General features: G+C 64.9%; 13 protein-coding genes. 10 read left to right on the top strand and 3 right to left on the bottom strand.

Annotation, left to right across the window (positions count from 1 at the left end; translation table 11 throughout):
- Positions 1–30: 30 nt before the first annotated feature.
- Together G7Y29_RS08275 and G7Y29_RS08270 are read left to right on the top strand one after the other, a co-directional pair.
- Positions 31–1,182, top strand: a complete 1,152-nt coding sequence (locus G7Y29_RS08275) for an acetyl-CoA C-acyltransferase (protein WP_165004489.1) — start codon at positions 31–33, stop codon at positions 1,180–1,182.
- 6 nt (positions 1,183–1,188) lie between these two features.
- Complete coding sequence (locus tag G7Y29_RS08270) at positions 1,189–3,369, top strand: 3-hydroxyacyl-CoA dehydrogenase/enoyl-CoA hydratase family protein (RefSeq protein ID WP_165004491.1); 2,181 nt, start codon at positions 1,189–1,191, stop codon at positions 3,367–3,369.
- 88 nt (positions 3,370–3,457) lie between these two features.
- Here the strand turns inward: G7Y29_RS08270 and G7Y29_RS08265 are convergent, their stop codons facing one another.
- The 3 genes from G7Y29_RS08265 to G7Y29_RS08255 are packed head-to-tail and all read right to left on the bottom strand — an operon-like array spanning position 3,458 to position 7,419.
- Entirely contained in the window at positions 3,458–4,651 is a 1,194-nt protein-coding gene (locus G7Y29_RS08265; RefSeq protein WP_165004493.1) for an acyl-CoA dehydrogenase family protein, read from the bottom strand.
- Between the two features lie 21 nt (positions 4,652–4,672).
- Positions 4,673–6,187: an AMP-binding protein gene (locus tag G7Y29_RS08260; RefSeq protein WP_165004495.1), complete on the bottom strand. Its 1,515-nt coding sequence runs from the start codon at positions 6,185–6,187 to the stop codon at positions 4,673–4,675.
- A 20-nt stretch (positions 6,188–6,207) separates the two neighbouring features.
- Positions 6,208–7,419 carry an acyl-CoA dehydrogenase family protein gene (locus G7Y29_RS08255; RefSeq protein ID WP_235933578.1) on the bottom strand — a complete coding sequence of 404 codons (1,212 nt, stop codon included), beginning with the start codon at positions 7,417–7,419 and terminating at the stop codon, positions 6,208–6,210.
- Between the two features lie 129 nt (positions 7,420–7,548).
- On the opposite strand from G7Y29_RS08255, the gene G7Y29_RS08250 reads away from it, so the two are divergent.
- The 8 genes from G7Y29_RS08250 (at position 7,549) to obgE (ending at position 16,667) form a co-directional block, all read left to right on the top strand.
- Positions 7,549–7,854, top strand: a complete 306-nt coding sequence (locus G7Y29_RS08250; protein WP_165004497.1) for a hypothetical protein — start codon at positions 7,549–7,551, stop codon at positions 7,852–7,854.
- Positions 7,855–7,878: 24 nt separating this feature from the next.
- Positions 7,879–8,289 (top strand): nucleoside-diphosphate kinase, encoded by a 411-nt coding sequence (ndk, locus tag G7Y29_RS08245; RefSeq protein WP_165004499.1) that lies wholly within the window; start codon positions 7,879–7,881, stop codon positions 8,287–8,289.
- A 149-nt stretch (positions 8,290–8,438) separates the two neighbouring features.
- Positions 8,439–10,142 carry an alkaline phosphatase D family protein gene (locus G7Y29_RS08240; protein WP_165004501.1) on the top strand — a complete coding sequence of 568 codons (1,704 nt, stop codon included), beginning with the start codon at positions 8,439–8,441 and terminating at the stop codon, positions 10,140–10,142.
- Positions 10,143–10,349: 207 nt separating this feature from the next.
- On the top strand, positions 10,350–13,289 hold the full coding sequence (locus tag G7Y29_RS08235; RefSeq protein ID WP_249399731.1) for a translation initiation factor IF-2 N-terminal domain-containing protein: 2,940 nt from the start codon (positions 10,350–10,352) through the stop codon (positions 13,287–13,289).
- Positions 13,290–13,501: 212 nt separating this feature from the next.
- Positions 13,502–13,807 (top strand): 50S ribosomal protein L21, encoded by a 306-nt coding sequence (gene rplU, locus G7Y29_RS08230; RefSeq protein ID WP_165004505.1) that lies wholly within the window; start codon positions 13,502–13,504, stop codon positions 13,805–13,807.
- Positions 13,808–13,832: 25 nt separating this feature from the next.
- Entirely contained in the window at positions 13,833–14,177 is a 345-nt protein-coding gene (gene rpmA, locus G7Y29_RS08225) for a 50S ribosomal protein L27 (RefSeq protein WP_165004506.1), read from the top strand.
- An 88-nt stretch (positions 14,178–14,265) separates the two neighbouring features.
- Positions 14,266–15,054, top strand: a complete 789-nt coding sequence (locus G7Y29_RS08220; protein WP_165004508.1) for a hypothetical protein — start codon at positions 14,266–14,268, stop codon at positions 15,052–15,054.
- Positions 15,055–15,155: 101 nt separating this feature from the next.
- The gene (obgE, locus tag G7Y29_RS08215; protein WP_165004510.1) at positions 15,156–16,667 is read left to right on the top strand and encodes a GTPase ObgE; all 1,512 of its coding nucleotides are present in this window, start codon (positions 15,156–15,158) and stop codon (positions 16,665–16,667) included.
- Positions 16,668–16,670: the final 3 nt, after the last annotated feature.

Raw genomic sequence — 16,670 nt, 5'->3', positions numbered from 1 at the left:
ACGCAGAGCCAACACTTTCTAAGGAGTGGCATGTCAGAATCTATCTACATCACGCACGCTAAGCGCACCCCCATCGGCACCTTCGGCGGTTCCCTGTCGAAGTTCTCGACCATCGATTTGGGCGCGCACGTCGCGGAAGCCGTCATCGCTGAATCCGGCGTATCCGCGGATCAGTTCGACTCCTCCGTGTGGGCGAATGTGGTCACCACCGGCCCGCGCGACATGTACACCTCACGCGCCGTCGCTCTCGAGGCCGGGATGCCGCAGGGCTCCCACGCCTACGGCGTGAACCGTTTGTGCGGTTCCGGCGTGCAGGCGGCCATCAGCGCAGCGCAGCAGCTGCTCACCAACGACGCACGTCTGTCCCTGGTCGGTGGTGTCGAGGTCATGAGCCAGGCGCCGTACTCCGTCGAGGGAATGCGCCAGGGACGCAAAATGGGCGACGGCAAGCTCGTTGACTGGCTCACGGGCGCTCTGACCGACCCGATGGGCAACGGCATCATGGGCATCACGGCAGAAAACGTCGCCGCCAAGTACGGCATCGACCGCGAGCGCCAGGACGAGTTCGCGCTGCAGTCGCAGACCCGCGCGGCCGACGCCATTGCCAACGGCCGCTTCGCCGAGCAGATCGTTCCCGTGGGCGATTTCACCACCGACGAGCACCCGCGGCAGACCTCGGCTGAAAAGCTCGCCGGCTTGCGACCGTCGTTTAGCAAGGAAGGCTCCGTAACCCCCGGCAACTCCTCCGGCATCAACGACGCCGCGGCCGCCCTCGTGATGACGGGCGAGGCTGGCTTGTCCGACTACGGCCTGGAGCCGATGGCCAAGGTCGTTTCCTGGGGCTTGGCCGGTTGCGACCCGAAGTACATGGGCCTGGGCCCGACAGTCGCCGTGCCGAAGGCGCTGGACAAGGCCGGTCTGAAGCTGGACGACATCAAGGTCATTGAGTCGAACGAGGCTTTCGCGGCGCAGGCGATCGCCGTGTCCGACCAGCTCGGATTCGACAACGAGAAAACCAACATCAACGGCGGCGCCATTGCGCTCGGCCACCCGATCGGCGCTACCGGCGTCATCCTGATCACCAAAGCAATCCACTCCCTGAAGGACGCCGGCGGCGGCCTCGGACTTGTCACCGCCTGCATCGGCGGCGGCCAGGGTATCGCTCTCGTTCTGGAGGTTTAATCACACATGGCATCTGACATCACCACCGCAGCAGTTCTCGGCGCTGGATCCATGGGCGCCGGTATTGCGGCCCTGCTAGCCAACGGCGGCATCAAGGTCCACCTGCTCGACCTACCCGCCGACGGGGAGGACCGCGACGAGCGCGCTCGCAAGGGCATCGAGACCCAGGTCAAGCGCCAAGGTTTCACCCGGCCGGAGTACGCCGAGCGCGTCACCCCGGGAAACACCGAGGACCACCTCGACCGTCTCGCCGAGGCCGACTGGATCATTGAGGCCGTCTTCGAGGACATCAACGTCAAGCGCGATACCTTCGCCAAGGTCGACGCCCACCGTCGTCCGGGTGCCCCGGTGACCTCGAACACCTCCACCATTCCGCTGGAGACCCTACTGGCCGAGTCGAGCGAGGAGTTCAAGGCCGACTTCGCTATCACCCACTTCTTCAACCCGCCCCGCGTCATGCGCTTGGTCGAGCTCGTGCAGGGTCCGGACACCCGCCCGGAGGTGGGCGAGAAGCTGCGCCAGGTCCTCGAGCGTGACCTGGGCAAGGTCGTCGTGGACTGCCGCGACACCCCGGGCTTCATTGCCAACCGCATTGGATCCTTCTGGATGGGTGTGGGCGCGCAGGTTGCCTTCGACCAGTCCATCGCCCCGGAGCAGGCGGATGTCGCCTTCGGCAAGCCTTTCGGTGTGCCGCGCACCGGCGTTTTCGGCCTGTTCGACTACGTCGGCCTGCAGGTCGCTCCCCACATCTGGGGCTCCCTGCTCAAGGCCCTGCCGTCGGACGACGCAATGCAGGACTACGGCGTAACCGACACCCCGCAGTTCAAAGAGCTGCTTGAGAAGGGTTTCACGGGCCGCACCGCCGAGTCCGGCTTCTACCGCGGCCGCGGCGAGGTCTACGACTTCGAGGCGGGCGACTACCGCCCGAAGCAGTCTTACGAGGTGCCGAAGGACCCGAAGGAGCTCATGGAGTCTGGCACCCCCGAGGGCAACTACGCCCGCGAGGTCTTCCGCATCACACTGCAGTACTGCTGCGACACCGCCGAGGAAATCGCGGCGACCGTCGACCAGATCGACATCGCCATGGAACTCGGTTACGGCTGGAAGAAGGGCCCCTTCGCGTTGGCCGACTCCATTGGACTGGACTATGTCGCATCGCTTTTCGACGCCACCCCGACGCTTCTCGAGTCCGCCCGCAAAGCCGGGGGTTTCTACGTCGACGGTAAGGTGCTCGGCACCGACGGCCAGCTGACCGAGCGCGCGCAGCGCGAGGGCGTCGTCCGCGTCGCCGACCTCGTCGAGGGCGCTGAGGTTATCGCTCAGAACGCCGGCGCAACTGTGTACAAGCTCGAGGACGGTGTGGGCGTGTTCGTCTACTCCACCTCGATGAACTCCTCGACCGATGATGTCACCGAGCTGTTCACGCACGCCGGGGAGTGGGACCTCAAGGCTCTTGTCGTGGCCAACGACGAAGAGCGCGCGTTCTCCGCAGGTGCAAACCTGCCCCGCCTGGCTGAGATCTCCGGGCCCCAGGGTGACGAGGCCGCACGCAAGGCCACCATCCGCCAGGGCATCTACGGCCTGCACGCGTTGCGCCGTGCCCCGTACCCCGTCGTCGGTGCCGTCCGCGGCGTCGCTCTCGGCGGCGGCATGGAGCTGCTTCTGCACACCGACGCCTCCGTTATCCACGGCGAAACCCGCGTTGGCTTCCCGGAGCGATCCGTGGGCTTGTTCCCGGCGTGGTCCGGCCCAGTGCGCCTGCTGGAGCGCCTGCTCGAGCTCGGTGTGCCGAACGCCCACAAGGTTGCCTACGACGCCTTGCTCAACGTCAAGCCGGTTCCGGCCGTCAACGTCGACTTCTGGCGCGCACACGACCGCGTGATCATGAGCCCCGACCACGTTGTGGAGCAGGCTCTTGATCTGGCGCGCGCGCTTGCTGACGGCTATACCGCCCCGGAGGACGCGGAGTTGCCGCTGACCACCGAGGAGCTCGTCTACACGGAGGGCAGCGAGACCGACGCCGCCATCGGTGAGGCGCTCGCCAGTGTCTACGCCGGCGAGGGCACCGCCACCGAGTCGGAGCTTGCTGACCGCCAGGTCAACGCGGCCTCGGACGTGCTGGCTCGCCAGGAGAACGCGGACCGGGCCGAGCATATGGCGAAGACCCGCAAGCCGCTGAACAACTAGCGCGAACGCAAAAGGGCCGCGCGGCCCCCGGGAAAAAACCCGGGCCGCGCGGCCCTTTTGCATACCCGTTTTTACACGGAAAGGGGAGCTACCGGTAGGCGCTGACGCCAGTGATTGTCTTGCCCACGATGAGTGACTGGATGGTGTCGGTGCCCTCGTAGGTGTGCAGGGACTCGATGTCGAGCATGTGGCGAATCACGTCGTTCTCCAGCAGAATGCCGATGCCGCCGAACATGTCACGGGCGTTGGCGGCGACGCGACGCGCGGCGCGCGTGTTGTGCACCTTCGCCAGCGCCGCCTGCTTCTCGGTCAGCTCGCCGGATTCTTCCAGCTCGAGAAGCCGCCTGCAGTACAGAGCCATCGCGGTGACATCCATGAGCATGTCTGACAGTCGCTGCTGGATGATCTGGTTTTTGATCAGCGGGCGGCCGAACTGCACACGCTCGGAAGCGTAGGCCAGGGCCTTCTCGTAGCAGTCAATGGCGATGCCGAGAGCACTCCAGGCTACGCCGAGGCGGGTGCCGCCGAGGACAACGGCGGTATCGCGGAACGTGCGGGCGCCGGGGAGACGCTGGGAGTCGGGCACGCGGACGTCGTTAAGCTTGATGTGGGCCTGCGGGATGCCGCGCAGCGACGCCTTGCCCTGGATCGTCTCCGCGACGTACCCGTCGGCGTCCTGGTCGACGATGAAGCCGCCGACCTCGCCGTCGTCCATGCGCGCCCATACGATCGCGATGTGGCCGACGGAGCCGTGGCCGATCCACTTCTTCTCCCCGTTGATGACCCAGTCCTCACCGTCGCGGGTAGCGGTGGTTTCCAACCCGATGGAGTCGGAGCCGTGGTTCGGTTCGGTCAGCGCGAAGGCGCCGCGGATTTCCATCCGCGACATGGGGCCGAGGTACTTCTGTTTCTGCTCCTCGGAACCGCACAAGTTGATGGACTGCATTGCTAGGCCCGCTTGGACGATGACGGCGGTGCCGGTGGAGGCGTCGCAACGCGCGAGCTCCAGCTCGATCAGGCGGTTCGCCCGGATCGACATCGGTCGCTCGCCCTCGATGTCGATGGCGTCGCGGACAAGGCCGCGGCGCGCCGCCTCCTCGACAGCCGGGATGTTGTACTCCGCCTTCTCCCACGCCTCGTTGATGTGCGGGCGGATCCACTCACCGTACTCACGGGCGGCCTTCCACCACTTGAGATCATCGCCGTCTACGTCGGCGAAAACCTGGTAGTAGTCGGTTTTCGCGGAAAGGAGATCGTTTGTCTGATCGGACGTGTTCACCATGTTCACTGCCTTCTTCTCGTGTTAGCCCTCGAACGGAATTTCGCGGAGCTTCTTGCGCTCGATTTTGCCGGTCGCGTTCTTCGGAATTTCGTCGACGAACTCCACTGCGCGAACCTTCTTGTACGGCGTAACGCGCTCGGCGACCCATTCCATGAGCGATTCCTCGGTGAGGCTCGAGCCCTCCGCTTTTACCACGAACGCGCGAGGGATTTCGAGGCCGTCGCGGATTACACCGACGACGCCGGCGTCATTGATCTCTGGGTGGGTGAGCAAGAGAGCCTCCAGCTCGGCGGGAGCGACCTGGTAGCCCTTGTACTTGATCACTTCCTTGGCGCGGTCGACGATGTAGGTGGTGCCATCTTCGTCGACTCGGGCGACATCGCCGGTGCGCAGCCAGCCGTCGCCGATGAGAACCTCGTTGGTTGCTTCCTCGTTGTTGAGGTAGCCGACCATGACCTGCGGGCCCTTAATAAGCAGCTCGCCGATCTCACCCTCGGCGACCTCCGTGATGCTTTCCAGGCCAACCAGTTTGAACTCGGTGTTGGGAACGACGAAACCGATCGATCCCGGCTCCGATTTACCGCTCACGCCGACGTGGGTCACCGGCGAGGTCTCGGTCATGCCGTAGCCCTGTACGACTTTGACACCCAGTTTGGACTCGACAGCGCGGCCGATTTCGTTGTCCAGCGGAGCCGCGCCCGAGAGCATGATCCGCGACGAAGTGAAGTCCTCCGCCTTCACAGCGGGGTGTTTCGCCAGGGCGACGGCCATCGGGGGCGCGATGAACGTGAAACCGATCTCGTGCTTGGGGTGGGCCTCGATGAACGTGTTCAAGTCGAACTTCGGCATGGTGAACACATGGTGCCGTGTGGCCAGCTGGGCGAGCAGGAGCACCGTCATGCCGTAGATGTGGGAGAAGGGAAGCGGGCAGAGGAAGTTGGTGCGCTCGGTGATGCCGTTCTCGCGGACCATGAATCCCGACTGCTCCATGTTGGAGACGATGTTGCGGTGGCTGAGTTTCACACCCTTGGGGAGCCCCGTGGTTCCGGAGGAGAAGGGGATTGCCATGATTTCGTCGGCGGTGACCTCGACGTCGGGGGCCTGGTAACCCGCACCTGCGAGCGCGGGGATCTCGTAGCTCCAGATTTGCGGCAGTCCCTCGATGTCGGTCAGGCCGATGTAGAGCTTCGCGCCAGAGAGCTTGATCAGCTTGTCCACGTCGGCCTGGTTCATCAGCACGCCGAGCGGGGAGACGGTTGCCCCCGCGCGAATGATGCCCAGCAGTGCGACCACGTAGTTGATGGAGTTAGGGATCTGCAACGCGACGACGTCACCTTTGCCGATTCCGCGCTGCGCCAACGCGCCGGCGACGGACTCCGCCATTTCGCGCAGGCCGCGGTAGGACACCGACATTTCGGTGGTCAGCTCGGTGAGAGCGGGGAGCGATCCCTCTTCCTCTGTCAGTTCGCCGAAGATCCGCGTGAAAACATCGGTTTCGGGGATGTCGAGGTCGGGGAACGTGCTGCTGTAGGGCATTAATTGGCTTCTTTCTCGTCTTAGCTGGTGAATGCGCCGACGCCGGTGATGGATTTGCCTACGATGAGGGACTGCATTGTGTCAGTGCCCTCGTAGGTGTGCAGGGTCTCAATGTCCGTGAAGTGGCGGATCACGTCATTCTCGAGCAAGATGCCGACTCCACCGAACATGTCGCGGGCGTTGGCAGCGACACGGCGCGCGGCGCGGGTGTTGTGCACTTTAGCCAGCGCAGCCTGCTGTTCGGTGACCTCACCGGATTCCTCAAGCTCGAGGAGGCGCTTGCAATACAGGGCCATAGCGGTGACATCCATGAGCATGTCCGACAGTCGCTGCTGGATGATCTGGTTTTTGATCAGCGGGCGGCCGAACTGGTGGCGCTCGGAGGCGTACTTCAAGGCCTTCTCATAGCAATCAATGGCCAGGCCGAGTGCGCTCCACGCCACGCCGATGCGGGTACTCATGAGCACCTTGGCGGTGTCGCGGAAAGAGTTGCAGCCCGGGAGGCGGCGGTCGTCGGAGACGCGCACGTTGGTGAGCTTGATCTGGGCCTGCGGGATGCCGCGCAGGGACGCCTTACCGGTGATCGTCTCGGCGTCGTAGCCTTCTTGGTCCTGGTCCACGATGAAGGCGCCGACCTTGCCGTCCTCCATGCGTGCGTAGACGACGGTGATGTGGCCGACGGAGCCATGACCGATCCACTTCTTCTCGCCGTTGATGATCCAGTCGTCGCCGTCGCGGACTGCGGTGGTCTCCAGGGCGATGGAGTCGGAGCCGTGCTCGGGCTCGGTCAGCGCGAATGCGCCACGAATCTCCATGCGAGACATCGGTGCGAGGTACTGTTCCTTCTGTGCGTCGGTGCCGAATGCGTTGATGGATTGCATGGCCAGTCCCGCCTGGACACCGAATGCGGTGGCAGTGGAGGCGTCGAGGCGCGAGGCTTCCATGCCGATCAGCCGCTTCGCACGGATGCTCATCGCGGGCTGGCCCTCGATGTCGATGCCGTCGCGGATCAGGCCGCGCCGCGCGGCTTCCTCGGCGCCGGGGATGTTGTACTCCGCTTTCTCCCATGCATCGTTGATCATCGGGCGGGCGAACTCGCAGAAGTCGCGGGCTTTCTTCCACCACTCGAGATCCTCGCCGTCGACCTCCGCAAACACGCGGTAGTAGTCGGTGCGGGGGTCGAGGGGAATGCCCTGAAATTCCTGGAATGTGGCGTTTTTCTGGTCAGACACGGGAAAGTTCTCCATTCATGTTGCCTGGATCGTGAATACCGCTCATTGTGACTCATGTCGCACAATTGTGCAACTAGTTTGTAGCGAACGAAAGTGTCGCGTTGTTCACGTTGACTAAGCTCGGAGACTATGCGCACCCTGTGGTTTGCCCTCGCCGCCTTTTTCTCCCTCGTCGCCCTCGCGGGCAACTGGTTATCTCTCGCTGGATGGGTTTCCGTGCTGGCCATAGTGCTTGCCGGGTTGTTCCTGTTGCTCGGGTTCTACGAGCAGTTCAAAAACCGCGTTGAGGAACCGATCGCGCTGGATGGGGAGCAAGAGGCGACCATCAGGCGGATGAAGGCGGAAGGAAATACCCCGCTGGCGGTCCGGCAGGTGCAGATGTGGTTCCGTTACGCCAGCGCCGAGGATGCCGCCCGCGTCGTGCGCGGGCTCTGACCTTATTTAGTAGTGTTGGCAACCATGACTGAACGCACTTTAATCCTGATCAAGCCGGACGGCGTCGCCAACGGCCACGTCGGTGAGATCATCGCCCGCATTGAGCGCAAGGGCCTGAAGCTCGTCGAGCTCGACCTGCGCACCGCGGACCGCGCGACCGCCGAGAAGCACTACGAGGAGCACTCCGACAAGCCGTTCTTCGGCGAGCTGGTTGACTTCATCACCTCCGCTCCGCTGGTCGCGGGCATCGTCGAGGGCGAGTCCGCCATCGCGGCATGGCGCCAGCTGGCCGGCGGCACCCACCCGGTGGAGAAGGCCACCCCGGGCACCATCCGCGGCGACTTCGCCCTCACCGTCGGTGAGAACGTCGTCCACGGCTCCGACTCCCCGGAATCCGCCGAGCGCGAGATCGCGATCTGGTTCCCGAACAAGTAGTCGCCGCCCGAGCTACGAGAGCTTGCCGACGCCGCCCGCCCAGCGCGAGCGGCGTTTCTGCGTAAAATCCCCGTGAATTGTCGGGGAAGAGTTGAGTAACACTACGTTTCCGTGTTGCGGGACGGCTGCGCCCAGTTGACCATGAGCGTATGTCTGACAACTCCTTGCCCCGCCGCTCATTCATCGTCGGCACGGGCGTCGCCGCCGCGACCGCCGCGATCGCTCCTCACGCTTCCGCCCAGCTTTCTTCCCAGCTCTCATCCACCTCGTCGGGCTCCTCACTCACCAGCAGCCGCGCCCTGCCGGGTGCGCCGGAGTCGCAGTACTCCCACTTCATGCACGGCGTCGCCTCGGGCGACCCGACACCTACATCCGTGATCCTGTGGACCCGCGTGACTGTCGGCCCGGAAGCCACACCGGGTTCGAACGTGGGGGAGGACGCGGTCGTCGGTTGGGAAGTCGCTACTGCCCCCGATTTCGCGAACGTGGTCCGCTCCGGGACAGTCACGACCTCGGCGGCTGTGGACCACACCGTCCACGTCGATCCGAACGGTCTGGAGCCGAGCACGGTCTACTTCTACCGCTTCTCCTACAACGGCACGTACTCCGCCGTGGGCCGCACCAGGACAGCTCCCGCCTACGAAGCCTCGGTGGAGCAGGTCACTTTCGCCCTCGCATCCTGCGCTAACTGGGAGGCCGGTTACTTCGCGGCCTACCGCGACATGGCGGAACGCGCCGAGCGCGACGAGTTCGACGCCGTCGTCTTTCTGGGCGACTACATCTACGAGTACCCCACCGGTGAGTACGGGGGCAAGAGCGGGGTGTCGCGTATCCATTCACCGCAGAACGAGACGGTCACGCTGACGGACTACCGCATGCGCCACGGCCGCTACAAGCAGGACCTCCAGCTGCAGCGCGCGCACGCCGCGGTACCGTGGATTGTGATCTGGGACGACCACGAAACCGCAAACAACTCCTGGCGCGATGGGGCGGAGAACCACACGCCGGGCGAGGAGGGTGCGTGGATGGACCGCCGGAACGCGGGCCAGCAGGCCTACTTTGAATGGCTGCCGGTGCGCGCAACCCGCCCGTCGGAGGGGGGTCACATCTACCGCAGCCTGCAGTTCGGTTCGCTGGTTAACCTCACCATGATGGACTTGCGCACCTACCGCGACGAAGAGCCCTCCCGTTTGGCGGGCAACAGCGAAGGCCGTGAGATGCTCGGCCCGGAGCAGTTCGACTGGCTCTCCTCCGTCGTGCGCAACTCCAACACGACGTGGAACGTGATGGGCAACTCCGTCATGATCGCCCCGCTGACGCTCGGCGCGCTCGCCCCGACGAGTTCCGAAGCTCGGCTGGTCAACCGCATGCTGGATGACTTCTCGAGCCTGGTGTCAGGCATCCCGATCAATCCGGACCAGTGGGACGGCTACGCCTGGGCGCGCAACCGGCTCTTCGACGAGCTCGCCGCCGACGACGCAAACGTCCTCTTTCTCACCGGCGACATCCACACCGAGTGGGCGAACTCCATTGTCCACAACGGGGAGGAAATCGGGTGCGAGATTGTGACGTCGTCGATCAGCGCCGCCAATGTCGGCGACACGGTAACGACGTACACCAAGGTCTACCACCCCGAAGACAACCCGGTGTCCCTGCTGGCGGAGAGCTTCATCCGCAAGCTCAACCCGGCGGTCAAGCATGTCGACTTCGACGCGCACGGTTACGCTGTGGCGCGGATCCGTCCGGCCGAGGTGGGTATGGAGTTCTACCGTGTCGCAGACTACGAGAATCCGGATTCCGCCGTGGGTCTCGCACTGTCGCGCACGTGGCGCCCTGGTGCAGGCTACGTCTAAACCGTCTGTCTAAAGGGGCGCACCGCCTCCCGCTGTGCCACAATGGGTGCGAAGCGTTGCTGAACCCCGCCCGGGGATAACGCGGCGGCGCTGTGAAGCTTAAAAACGCATCCCGATGCGGGAGGCGGCACTGCGCGGCGGCGGCGACGGAAGAATCGCCAGCGCCCGGTGCTGCCGCCCGGTTCGGCCTATGAATGGAGATCATCCGTGGCCACAGACGACAATTCCAAAAATTCGGAACGCCAGCACTCCGCGGCGACGTTCGACCGCAGCCAGCTCACCGACAAGACCCGCGTGTTCCAGCTCGCCAAGGCACTCGGCGTACCGTCGAAGCAGCTCATTGTCGCTCTCACTGACCTGGGCCTGGTCAAGGTCGCCCAGTCTTCGCTGACCCGCGCCGAGAGCGAGAAGCTTCTCGACGCCCTCTCCGACCCCGCGCAGGACCCCCCCGGTGGCGATTCCGAAAACGCCGCTTCGGAGGCCGACGAGAAGATCCGCCAGCGCGTGCGCAAGGACGTGGAGAACGAGATTCACCAGATCGAGGAGAAGGTGGAGCGGGAGCTCGCGGCCGACGACAGCGACGACCGCGACGACGATGCTCTGCTCGACCCCGAGGACATCGAGGGCGCCGACGATCTCCTGACCGACGTCGAACCCGTGATCACGCCTGCTCCCGAGACGACGGAAGCGCCCGCGTACGTCCCGCTGTTCAAGGCTCCGTCACGATCGGAGCGGCGGCGCGCGAAGAGGGCGTCGCTAAGCGAGCCCAGCGAGAACGAGACTGCCAGTAACCCACCGGCCGTCGAACAGCCGACCGTCGAGACGGATGACGAGACAGAGGTGATCGAGGAGCCGAAAGCCATCCGCGGCTCCTCGCGGCTGGAGGCGCAGCGCCGCCGCCGCAGCGAGAAGCGCGAGGAGGACCGCAAGCGCTCCAAGATCGTCTCCCAGGCGGAGTTCCTCGCCCGCCGGGAATCCGTCGAGCGCACCATGGTGGTGCGCGAGCGCGCGCGTCACGACGGCCATGGGACGATCACGCAGGTCGGCGTGCTCGAAGATGGGGTTTTGGCGGAGCACTTCGTCACCTCCGACCAGAATGCCCCCATGATCGGCAACATCTACCTCGGCCGCGTTCAAAACGTCCTGCCCAGCATGGAAGCCGCGTTCATCGACATCGGGCAGGGGCGCAACGGCGTGCTCTACGCGGGCGAGGTCGATTGGAAGGCGGCCGGGCTCGGGGGCCGATCGCGCCGCATCGAGCAGGCACTAAAGTCCGGTGACCAGGTCGTGGTCCAGGTGACAAAGGACCCGGTGGGACACAAGGGCGCACGCCTGACCACCCAAATCTCACTGGCCGGCCGCTACCTCGTCTACGTCCCCGGCGGCCGCAGCGCGGGCATCTCCCGCAAACTGCCCGCGCCGGAGCGCAAGCGCTTAAAGGAGATCCTGGCCAAGGTGGTGCCGGGCAAGGGTGGTGCGATTATCCGCACCGCAGCCGAAGGAGTGCCCGAGGATGCGATCGGCGCCGACGTCACCCGCCTGCACAACCAGTGGGAGGCGATCCAGGAGCAGGCCGAAAAGGAGAAATCCTCCAAGGGTGCCAAGCCCGTCACCTTATACGAGGAGCCTAATCTGCTTGTCAAGGTCGTGCGCGACCTTTTCAACGAGGACTTCTCCGAGCTGATTGTCGACGGCCGCCGCCCGTGGAACACCGTTCATGCGTACGTCAGCTCCGTCGCTCCCGACCTTGAGGAGCGTCTGGTGCGCTACGAGCGCGGCGACCACGACGGCCAGGATGCCTTCGAGGCCTACCGGATTGACGAGCAGATCCAGAAGGCGCTTTCCCGCACCGTGTGGCTGCCGTCGGGCGGCACCCTAATCATCGAGCGCACCGAGGCGATGACCGTCATCGACGTCAACACCGGCAAGTTCACCGGCTCCGGCGGCTCCCTCGAGGAGACGGTGACGCGCAACAACCTTGAAGCCGCCGAGGAAATCGTGCGCCAAATGCGTCTGCGCGACATCGGCGGCATGATCATCGTCGACTTCATCGACATGATCCTCCCCGAAAACCAGGAGCTCGTGCTGCGCCGCCTCAAGGAGGCGCTCGGCCGCGACCGCACCCGGCACCAAGTATCCGAGGTCACCTCGCTCGGCCTCGTGCAGATGACCCGAAAGCGCCTCGGGACCGGACTGCTGGAGACCTTCTCAACGCAATGCGACTGCTGCGGGGGCAGGGGCATCATCCTCACCGAGGACCCCGTCGAGGAAGGCGCCGACAACGCGGCACCGTCGCGCGGTCGTTCCGGCACTAAGAGCGAACACAAAGATGCCGCCCGCGGTGCTGACAAGGACATGGCGCCGAAACCGGAGAGGAAGCGGACCCCGGCCCCTGCACCGGCTGGGGAGGATGACCGCGCCATCGGAATCGACGAGGACGCGTTGGACAAGCTGGCCGCGTCCGTGATCGGCGGCAGCGGAAGCGACAACAGCGACGACAGCGACGATCGCGACACCGGTGACACAGGCGGAACCGACGACCGCTCCGGCCAGTCCAAGGGACGGCGCCGTGGGCGTCGCGGTGGAAGCCGGGGCCGCGGGCGCAGTGGTGCGGATGAACGATCGGCCGAGACTGTATCCGACAGCGCCGAGGAGAAGCCGATAGAGCGCCCGGAGGAGAACCCGCCGGCGAAATCTTTCGAGCAGGCCGTCGAGGAGTTTGAGAACTCCCCGCGCCGGAAGCGACGCACTCGGGGCAATTCCCGCTCCGACATCCGCCCGAAGCCGGAGGACTTCTGGGGTACCCCGGAGCCCGCTGAGCAAGAGAAGGGCAAGAAGGGCGAGAAGGTGCGCCGAGAGCAGAGACAGGTGGAGCCGCAGGAGGAGCGTCAGCAGGCGACAGAAAAGAGGTCCCAGGCTGATTCCGCCGCCACGGAGCGCAAGCCAGGTGGGTCCCGCGGGCGTCGGCGGGCGGTGCGCCGCAGCTCGACATCCGCCGCCGAGGCTGAGAAAACGTCTTCACGTAGGGGAGACGTGCAGGGCGCGCCCGATGCGCGACAAGGGGGCGTCGACAAGCAGGAGGCGAAGGCAAGGACCGCCTCGGCCGGCCGTGGGCGGCGCAGGGCAGTGCGCCGTCGCTCGCAGTAGCCGGGAAAAGTCGCTTCCCGCCCGCGGTTTGGAGAAGCGGGCGGGTCCGTAGTAGGATTTGGCAGTCCGTGTTTTGGGGCGTGCGCGCCTCGTAGCCCAAGCATGCAGGCACGATAAGCCTGGTTACAGGCCCCGCAACACTTTATTCACTGTTCCAAGCGATTCCGAAGCATGCCGGAGTCGTGCGAGTTATAGATAAGGGGTAACCCTCTATGTACGCGATCGTCAAGACCGGCGGCAAGCAGTACAAGGTTGCCGAGGGCGACCTGGTCCGGATCGAGAAGCTCGAGGGTGAAGCAGGCGACAAGGTTGCACTCACCCCGGTTCTTCTCGTCGATGGAGCAGACGTCACCACCGGCCCGGATGCACTGTCCAAGGTCAACGTTGAGGCCGAGATCGTCGAGCACGGCAAGGGCAAGAAGATCGACATCCTCAAGTACAAGAACAAGACCGGCTACAAGGTTCGCCAGGGCCACCGTCAGCCGCAGACCACCGTCAAGATCACCGGCATCAAGTAAGACTTCTTAAAAAGGAGATACAGAAATGGCACACAAGAAGGGTGCATCCAGCTCCTCGAATGGTCGTGACTCTGAGTCGAAGCGCCTCGGTGTGAAGCGCTTCGGCGGCCAGCAGGTCAAGGCCGGCGAGATCCTCGTCCGCCAGCGCGGCACCAAGTTCCACCCGGGTGACAACGTCGGCCGCGGTGGAGACGACACGCTGTTCGCTCTGTCCGCTGGCGCCGTCCAGTTCGGCATCAAGCGCAACCGCCGCATCGTCAATATCGTCCCGGCCGATGGCCAGGGCGTCGCAGCCGAGGTCCTCGAGGCCGCTGAAGCCGCGGGCGTCGTGGAAGAGGGCACCGTCGACGAGGTCACCGCGACCGCGTAAAACGGGATACTTTCGTGCACCCCTGGTCAAGGTTGGCCAGGGGTGCACTCCTGTTTCGGTATGCCCCGTTCGGGCCTATGATGCACGTGTGACTATGAACCCGCAGAATTACACGCCCTACCAGCCCTCGCCCCGGACGCGGTGGGAGGTTACAGACCCCGTCGCCTTCAGCTTCAAGCGCATCTTCTCCCGCACCTGGCACGTGTGGATCGGTGTGACTGCTCTCTTCATGGTCGGTATGACAGCGCTGACCGCTGCTGTCATCGCGCCGGTCGCGATTCGCACCGCGGGTCAGGAGAACCCGCAGCTCGGCGCGGGCTCGATTGCTTCACTCGTCGTCTTTTATGTGCTTATGATCGCAGCCAGCATCTACTTCTCAGCGCTGCTGTACAACGCAGCGTTGCGGGAGACGCGGGGCGAGGAGCAAACATGGGGGACTGTATTCCGCGGGGTACCCATCGGCCGGATGCTCCTTGCGTTCGTCGTGGTGCTGCTAGCGATGCTGGTGATTTACGCGCTGCTCGCAGCGGTGATGTTCCTGGCGTTCCAGGTGGTTGAATGGCTCGTCGCGGTGGTGGCGGTCATCGCGCTCGTCGCATCGATCCCGGTGGTGCTGGTTCTGACGTTCGTGCAAATGTACATCCTGGACGGGTACAGCGTGGGTGACGCGTTCTCCCGTGCGCGCCGGGACGTCATGGGGAACTTTTGGAAGGTTCTGGGGGCCCACATCTTGTTGTCGATTGCGGGATACGCCGTCGCTCTTGTGACACTGGGCCTCGGATTGGTCGTGTACGTTCCACTCGTCACCCTGGGCACGGTCTACATCTACCGAATGATCTCTGGGGCCAGCGGGGACTCCTCCGTCTCCGCCGCCTAAGCGCAATCGTTGCAGCCTCGGCACTCTCCTTTGGATTGGCCACCGGCGGTACGTAAGGTGGACGCCACAGTACAATCCATCCGCGACGAAAGGCGGGCACCATGGCCCAGTTCGTTGACCGCGCCCTCCTGCACCTGCAGGCGGGCGACGGCGGGCACGGCTGCGTGTCCGTCCACCGCGAGAAGTTCAAGCCCCTCGGCGGCCCCGACGGTGGCAACGGCGGGCACGGCGGCGACATCGTTTTCGAGGTGTCACCACAGGTGCACACACTGCTGGACTTCCAGTTCCGCCCCCACCTGAAGGCGAAGCGGGGCGCCAACGGGGCCGGCGACCACCGCAACGGAGCGCGCGGTGAAGACCTCGTCCTCGAGGTGCCAGTCGGCACTGTCGTGCGCACGGCGGACGGGGAGATCCTCGCAGACCTGACGGTGCCGGGCACGCGGTTCATCGCCGCCGAGGGCGGGTTCGGCGGCTTGGGCAACGCGTCGCTCGCGACCCACAAGCGCAAAGCCCCCGGTTTCGCGCTCAAGGGGGAGCCCGGAGAGGCCCACGACCTCGTTCTGGAGCTGAAGTCCATGGCGGATGTCGGCCTCGTCGGCTTCCCCTCCGCAGGCAAGTCTTCGCTGATCTCGGTCCTGTCCGCCGCCAAGCCGAAAATCGCCGACTACCCGTTTACTACCCTGCAACCGAATCTGGGTGTGGTCAACGTGGACAACGACACGTTTACCATCGCCGACGTGCCGGGTCTGATCCCGGGCGCGAGCCAGGGAAAGGGTCTCGGATTGGACTTCCTGCGCCACATCGAGCGCACGGCGGTGTTGGCCCACATCGTCGACACAGCGACGATGGAACCGGGGCGTGACCCGCTGAGCGACATTGAGGCTCTCGAGGCGGAGCTCGCGACCTACGCCGCGGAGCTGGATCTCGATTCCGGGCTCGGCGACTTGGGTGATCGCCCGCGCCTGATCGTGTTGAACAAGATGGACATTCCCGACGCCCGCGAGCTCGCCGATTTCCTCGAGGCGGACCTCGCGGAGAAGTTCGGCTGGCCGATTTTCACCATTTCAACAGCAACCCGCGAGGGCCTGGACGAGTTGAAGTGGGCGCTGTGGGAGATTGTGAAGAAGGCCCGCAAGTCCCGCCCGAAAGTCACGGTGGACAGGGACCACGTGCAGGTTATTCGCCCAAGTGCGGTCGATGCCGCCGGCGGCAGGGACGGCGTCCGCGTCGAGCCCGACCCGGAGTTCGAGGGGGGCTGGATTGTCACCGGTGAGAAGGCAATGCGCTGGATCCGCCAGACAGACTTCGAGAACGAAGAGGCCGTCGGCTACCTCTCGGACCGCCTGAACAAGGCGGGCGTGGAGGACCAGTTGCGCAAGTTGGGCGCCCACGAGGGCGACACCGTCACCATCGGGGAGATCTCCTTCGACTGGGAGCCCTCGTTGGGCGGCGACCCGACGATGGCGGGGCGCGGCCAGGACGCCCGCCTGGCCGGCACCGACCGCACCTCCGCCGCGGAGCGCAAGCGCGCTTCCCAGGCGCGGCGCGGACTCATCGACGAATACGACTACGGCGACGGGCAGGAAGCCGACCGCGAGCGCTGGCAAGGTTAGGCG

It is taken from the genome of Corynebacterium qintianiae (assembly GCF_011038645.2).
Classification (GTDB): Bacteria; Actinomycetota; Actinomycetes; order Mycobacteriales; family Mycobacteriaceae; genus Corynebacterium; species Corynebacterium qintianiae.
The sequence above is the reverse complement of the archived record's forward strand: the minus strand, read 5'-3'. Positions and strand labels throughout refer to the sequence as shown.

Bases quoted from the DNA above. Each gene is read 5' to 3' on its own strand.
- G7Y29_RS08275 (WP_165004489.1), top strand. From the start codon at position 31: ATGTCAGAATCTATCTACATCACGCACGCTAAGCGCACCCCCATCGGC.
- G7Y29_RS08270 (WP_165004491.1), top strand. From the start codon at position 1,189: ATGGCATCTGACATCACCACCGCAGCAGTTCTCGGCGCTGGATCCATG.
- G7Y29_RS08265 (WP_165004493.1), bottom strand. From the start codon at position 4,651: ATGGTGAACACGTCCGATCAGACAAACGATCTCCTTTCCGCGAAAACC.
- G7Y29_RS08260 (WP_165004495.1), bottom strand. From the start codon at position 6,187: ATGCCCTACAGCAGCACGTTCCCCGACCTCGACATCCCCGAAACCGAT.
- G7Y29_RS08250 (WP_165004497.1), top strand. From the start codon at position 7,549: ATGCGCACCCTGTGGTTTGCCCTCGCCGCCTTTTTCTCCCTCGTCGCC.
- ndk (WP_165004499.1), top strand. From the start codon at position 7,879: ATGACTGAACGCACTTTAATCCTGATCAAGCCGGACGGCGTCGCCAAC.
- G7Y29_RS08240 (WP_165004501.1), top strand. From the start codon at position 8,439: ATGTCTGACAACTCCTTGCCCCGCCGCTCATTCATCGTCGGCACGGGC.
- rplU (WP_165004505.1), top strand. From the start codon at position 13,502: ATGTACGCGATCGTCAAGACCGGCGGCAAGCAGTACAAGGTTGCCGAG.
- rpmA (WP_165004506.1), top strand. From the start codon at position 13,833: ATGGCACACAAGAAGGGTGCATCCAGCTCCTCGAATGGTCGTGACTCT.
- obgE (WP_165004510.1), top strand. From the start codon at position 15,156: ATGGCCCAGTTCGTTGACCGCGCCCTCCTGCACCTGCAGGCGGGCGAC.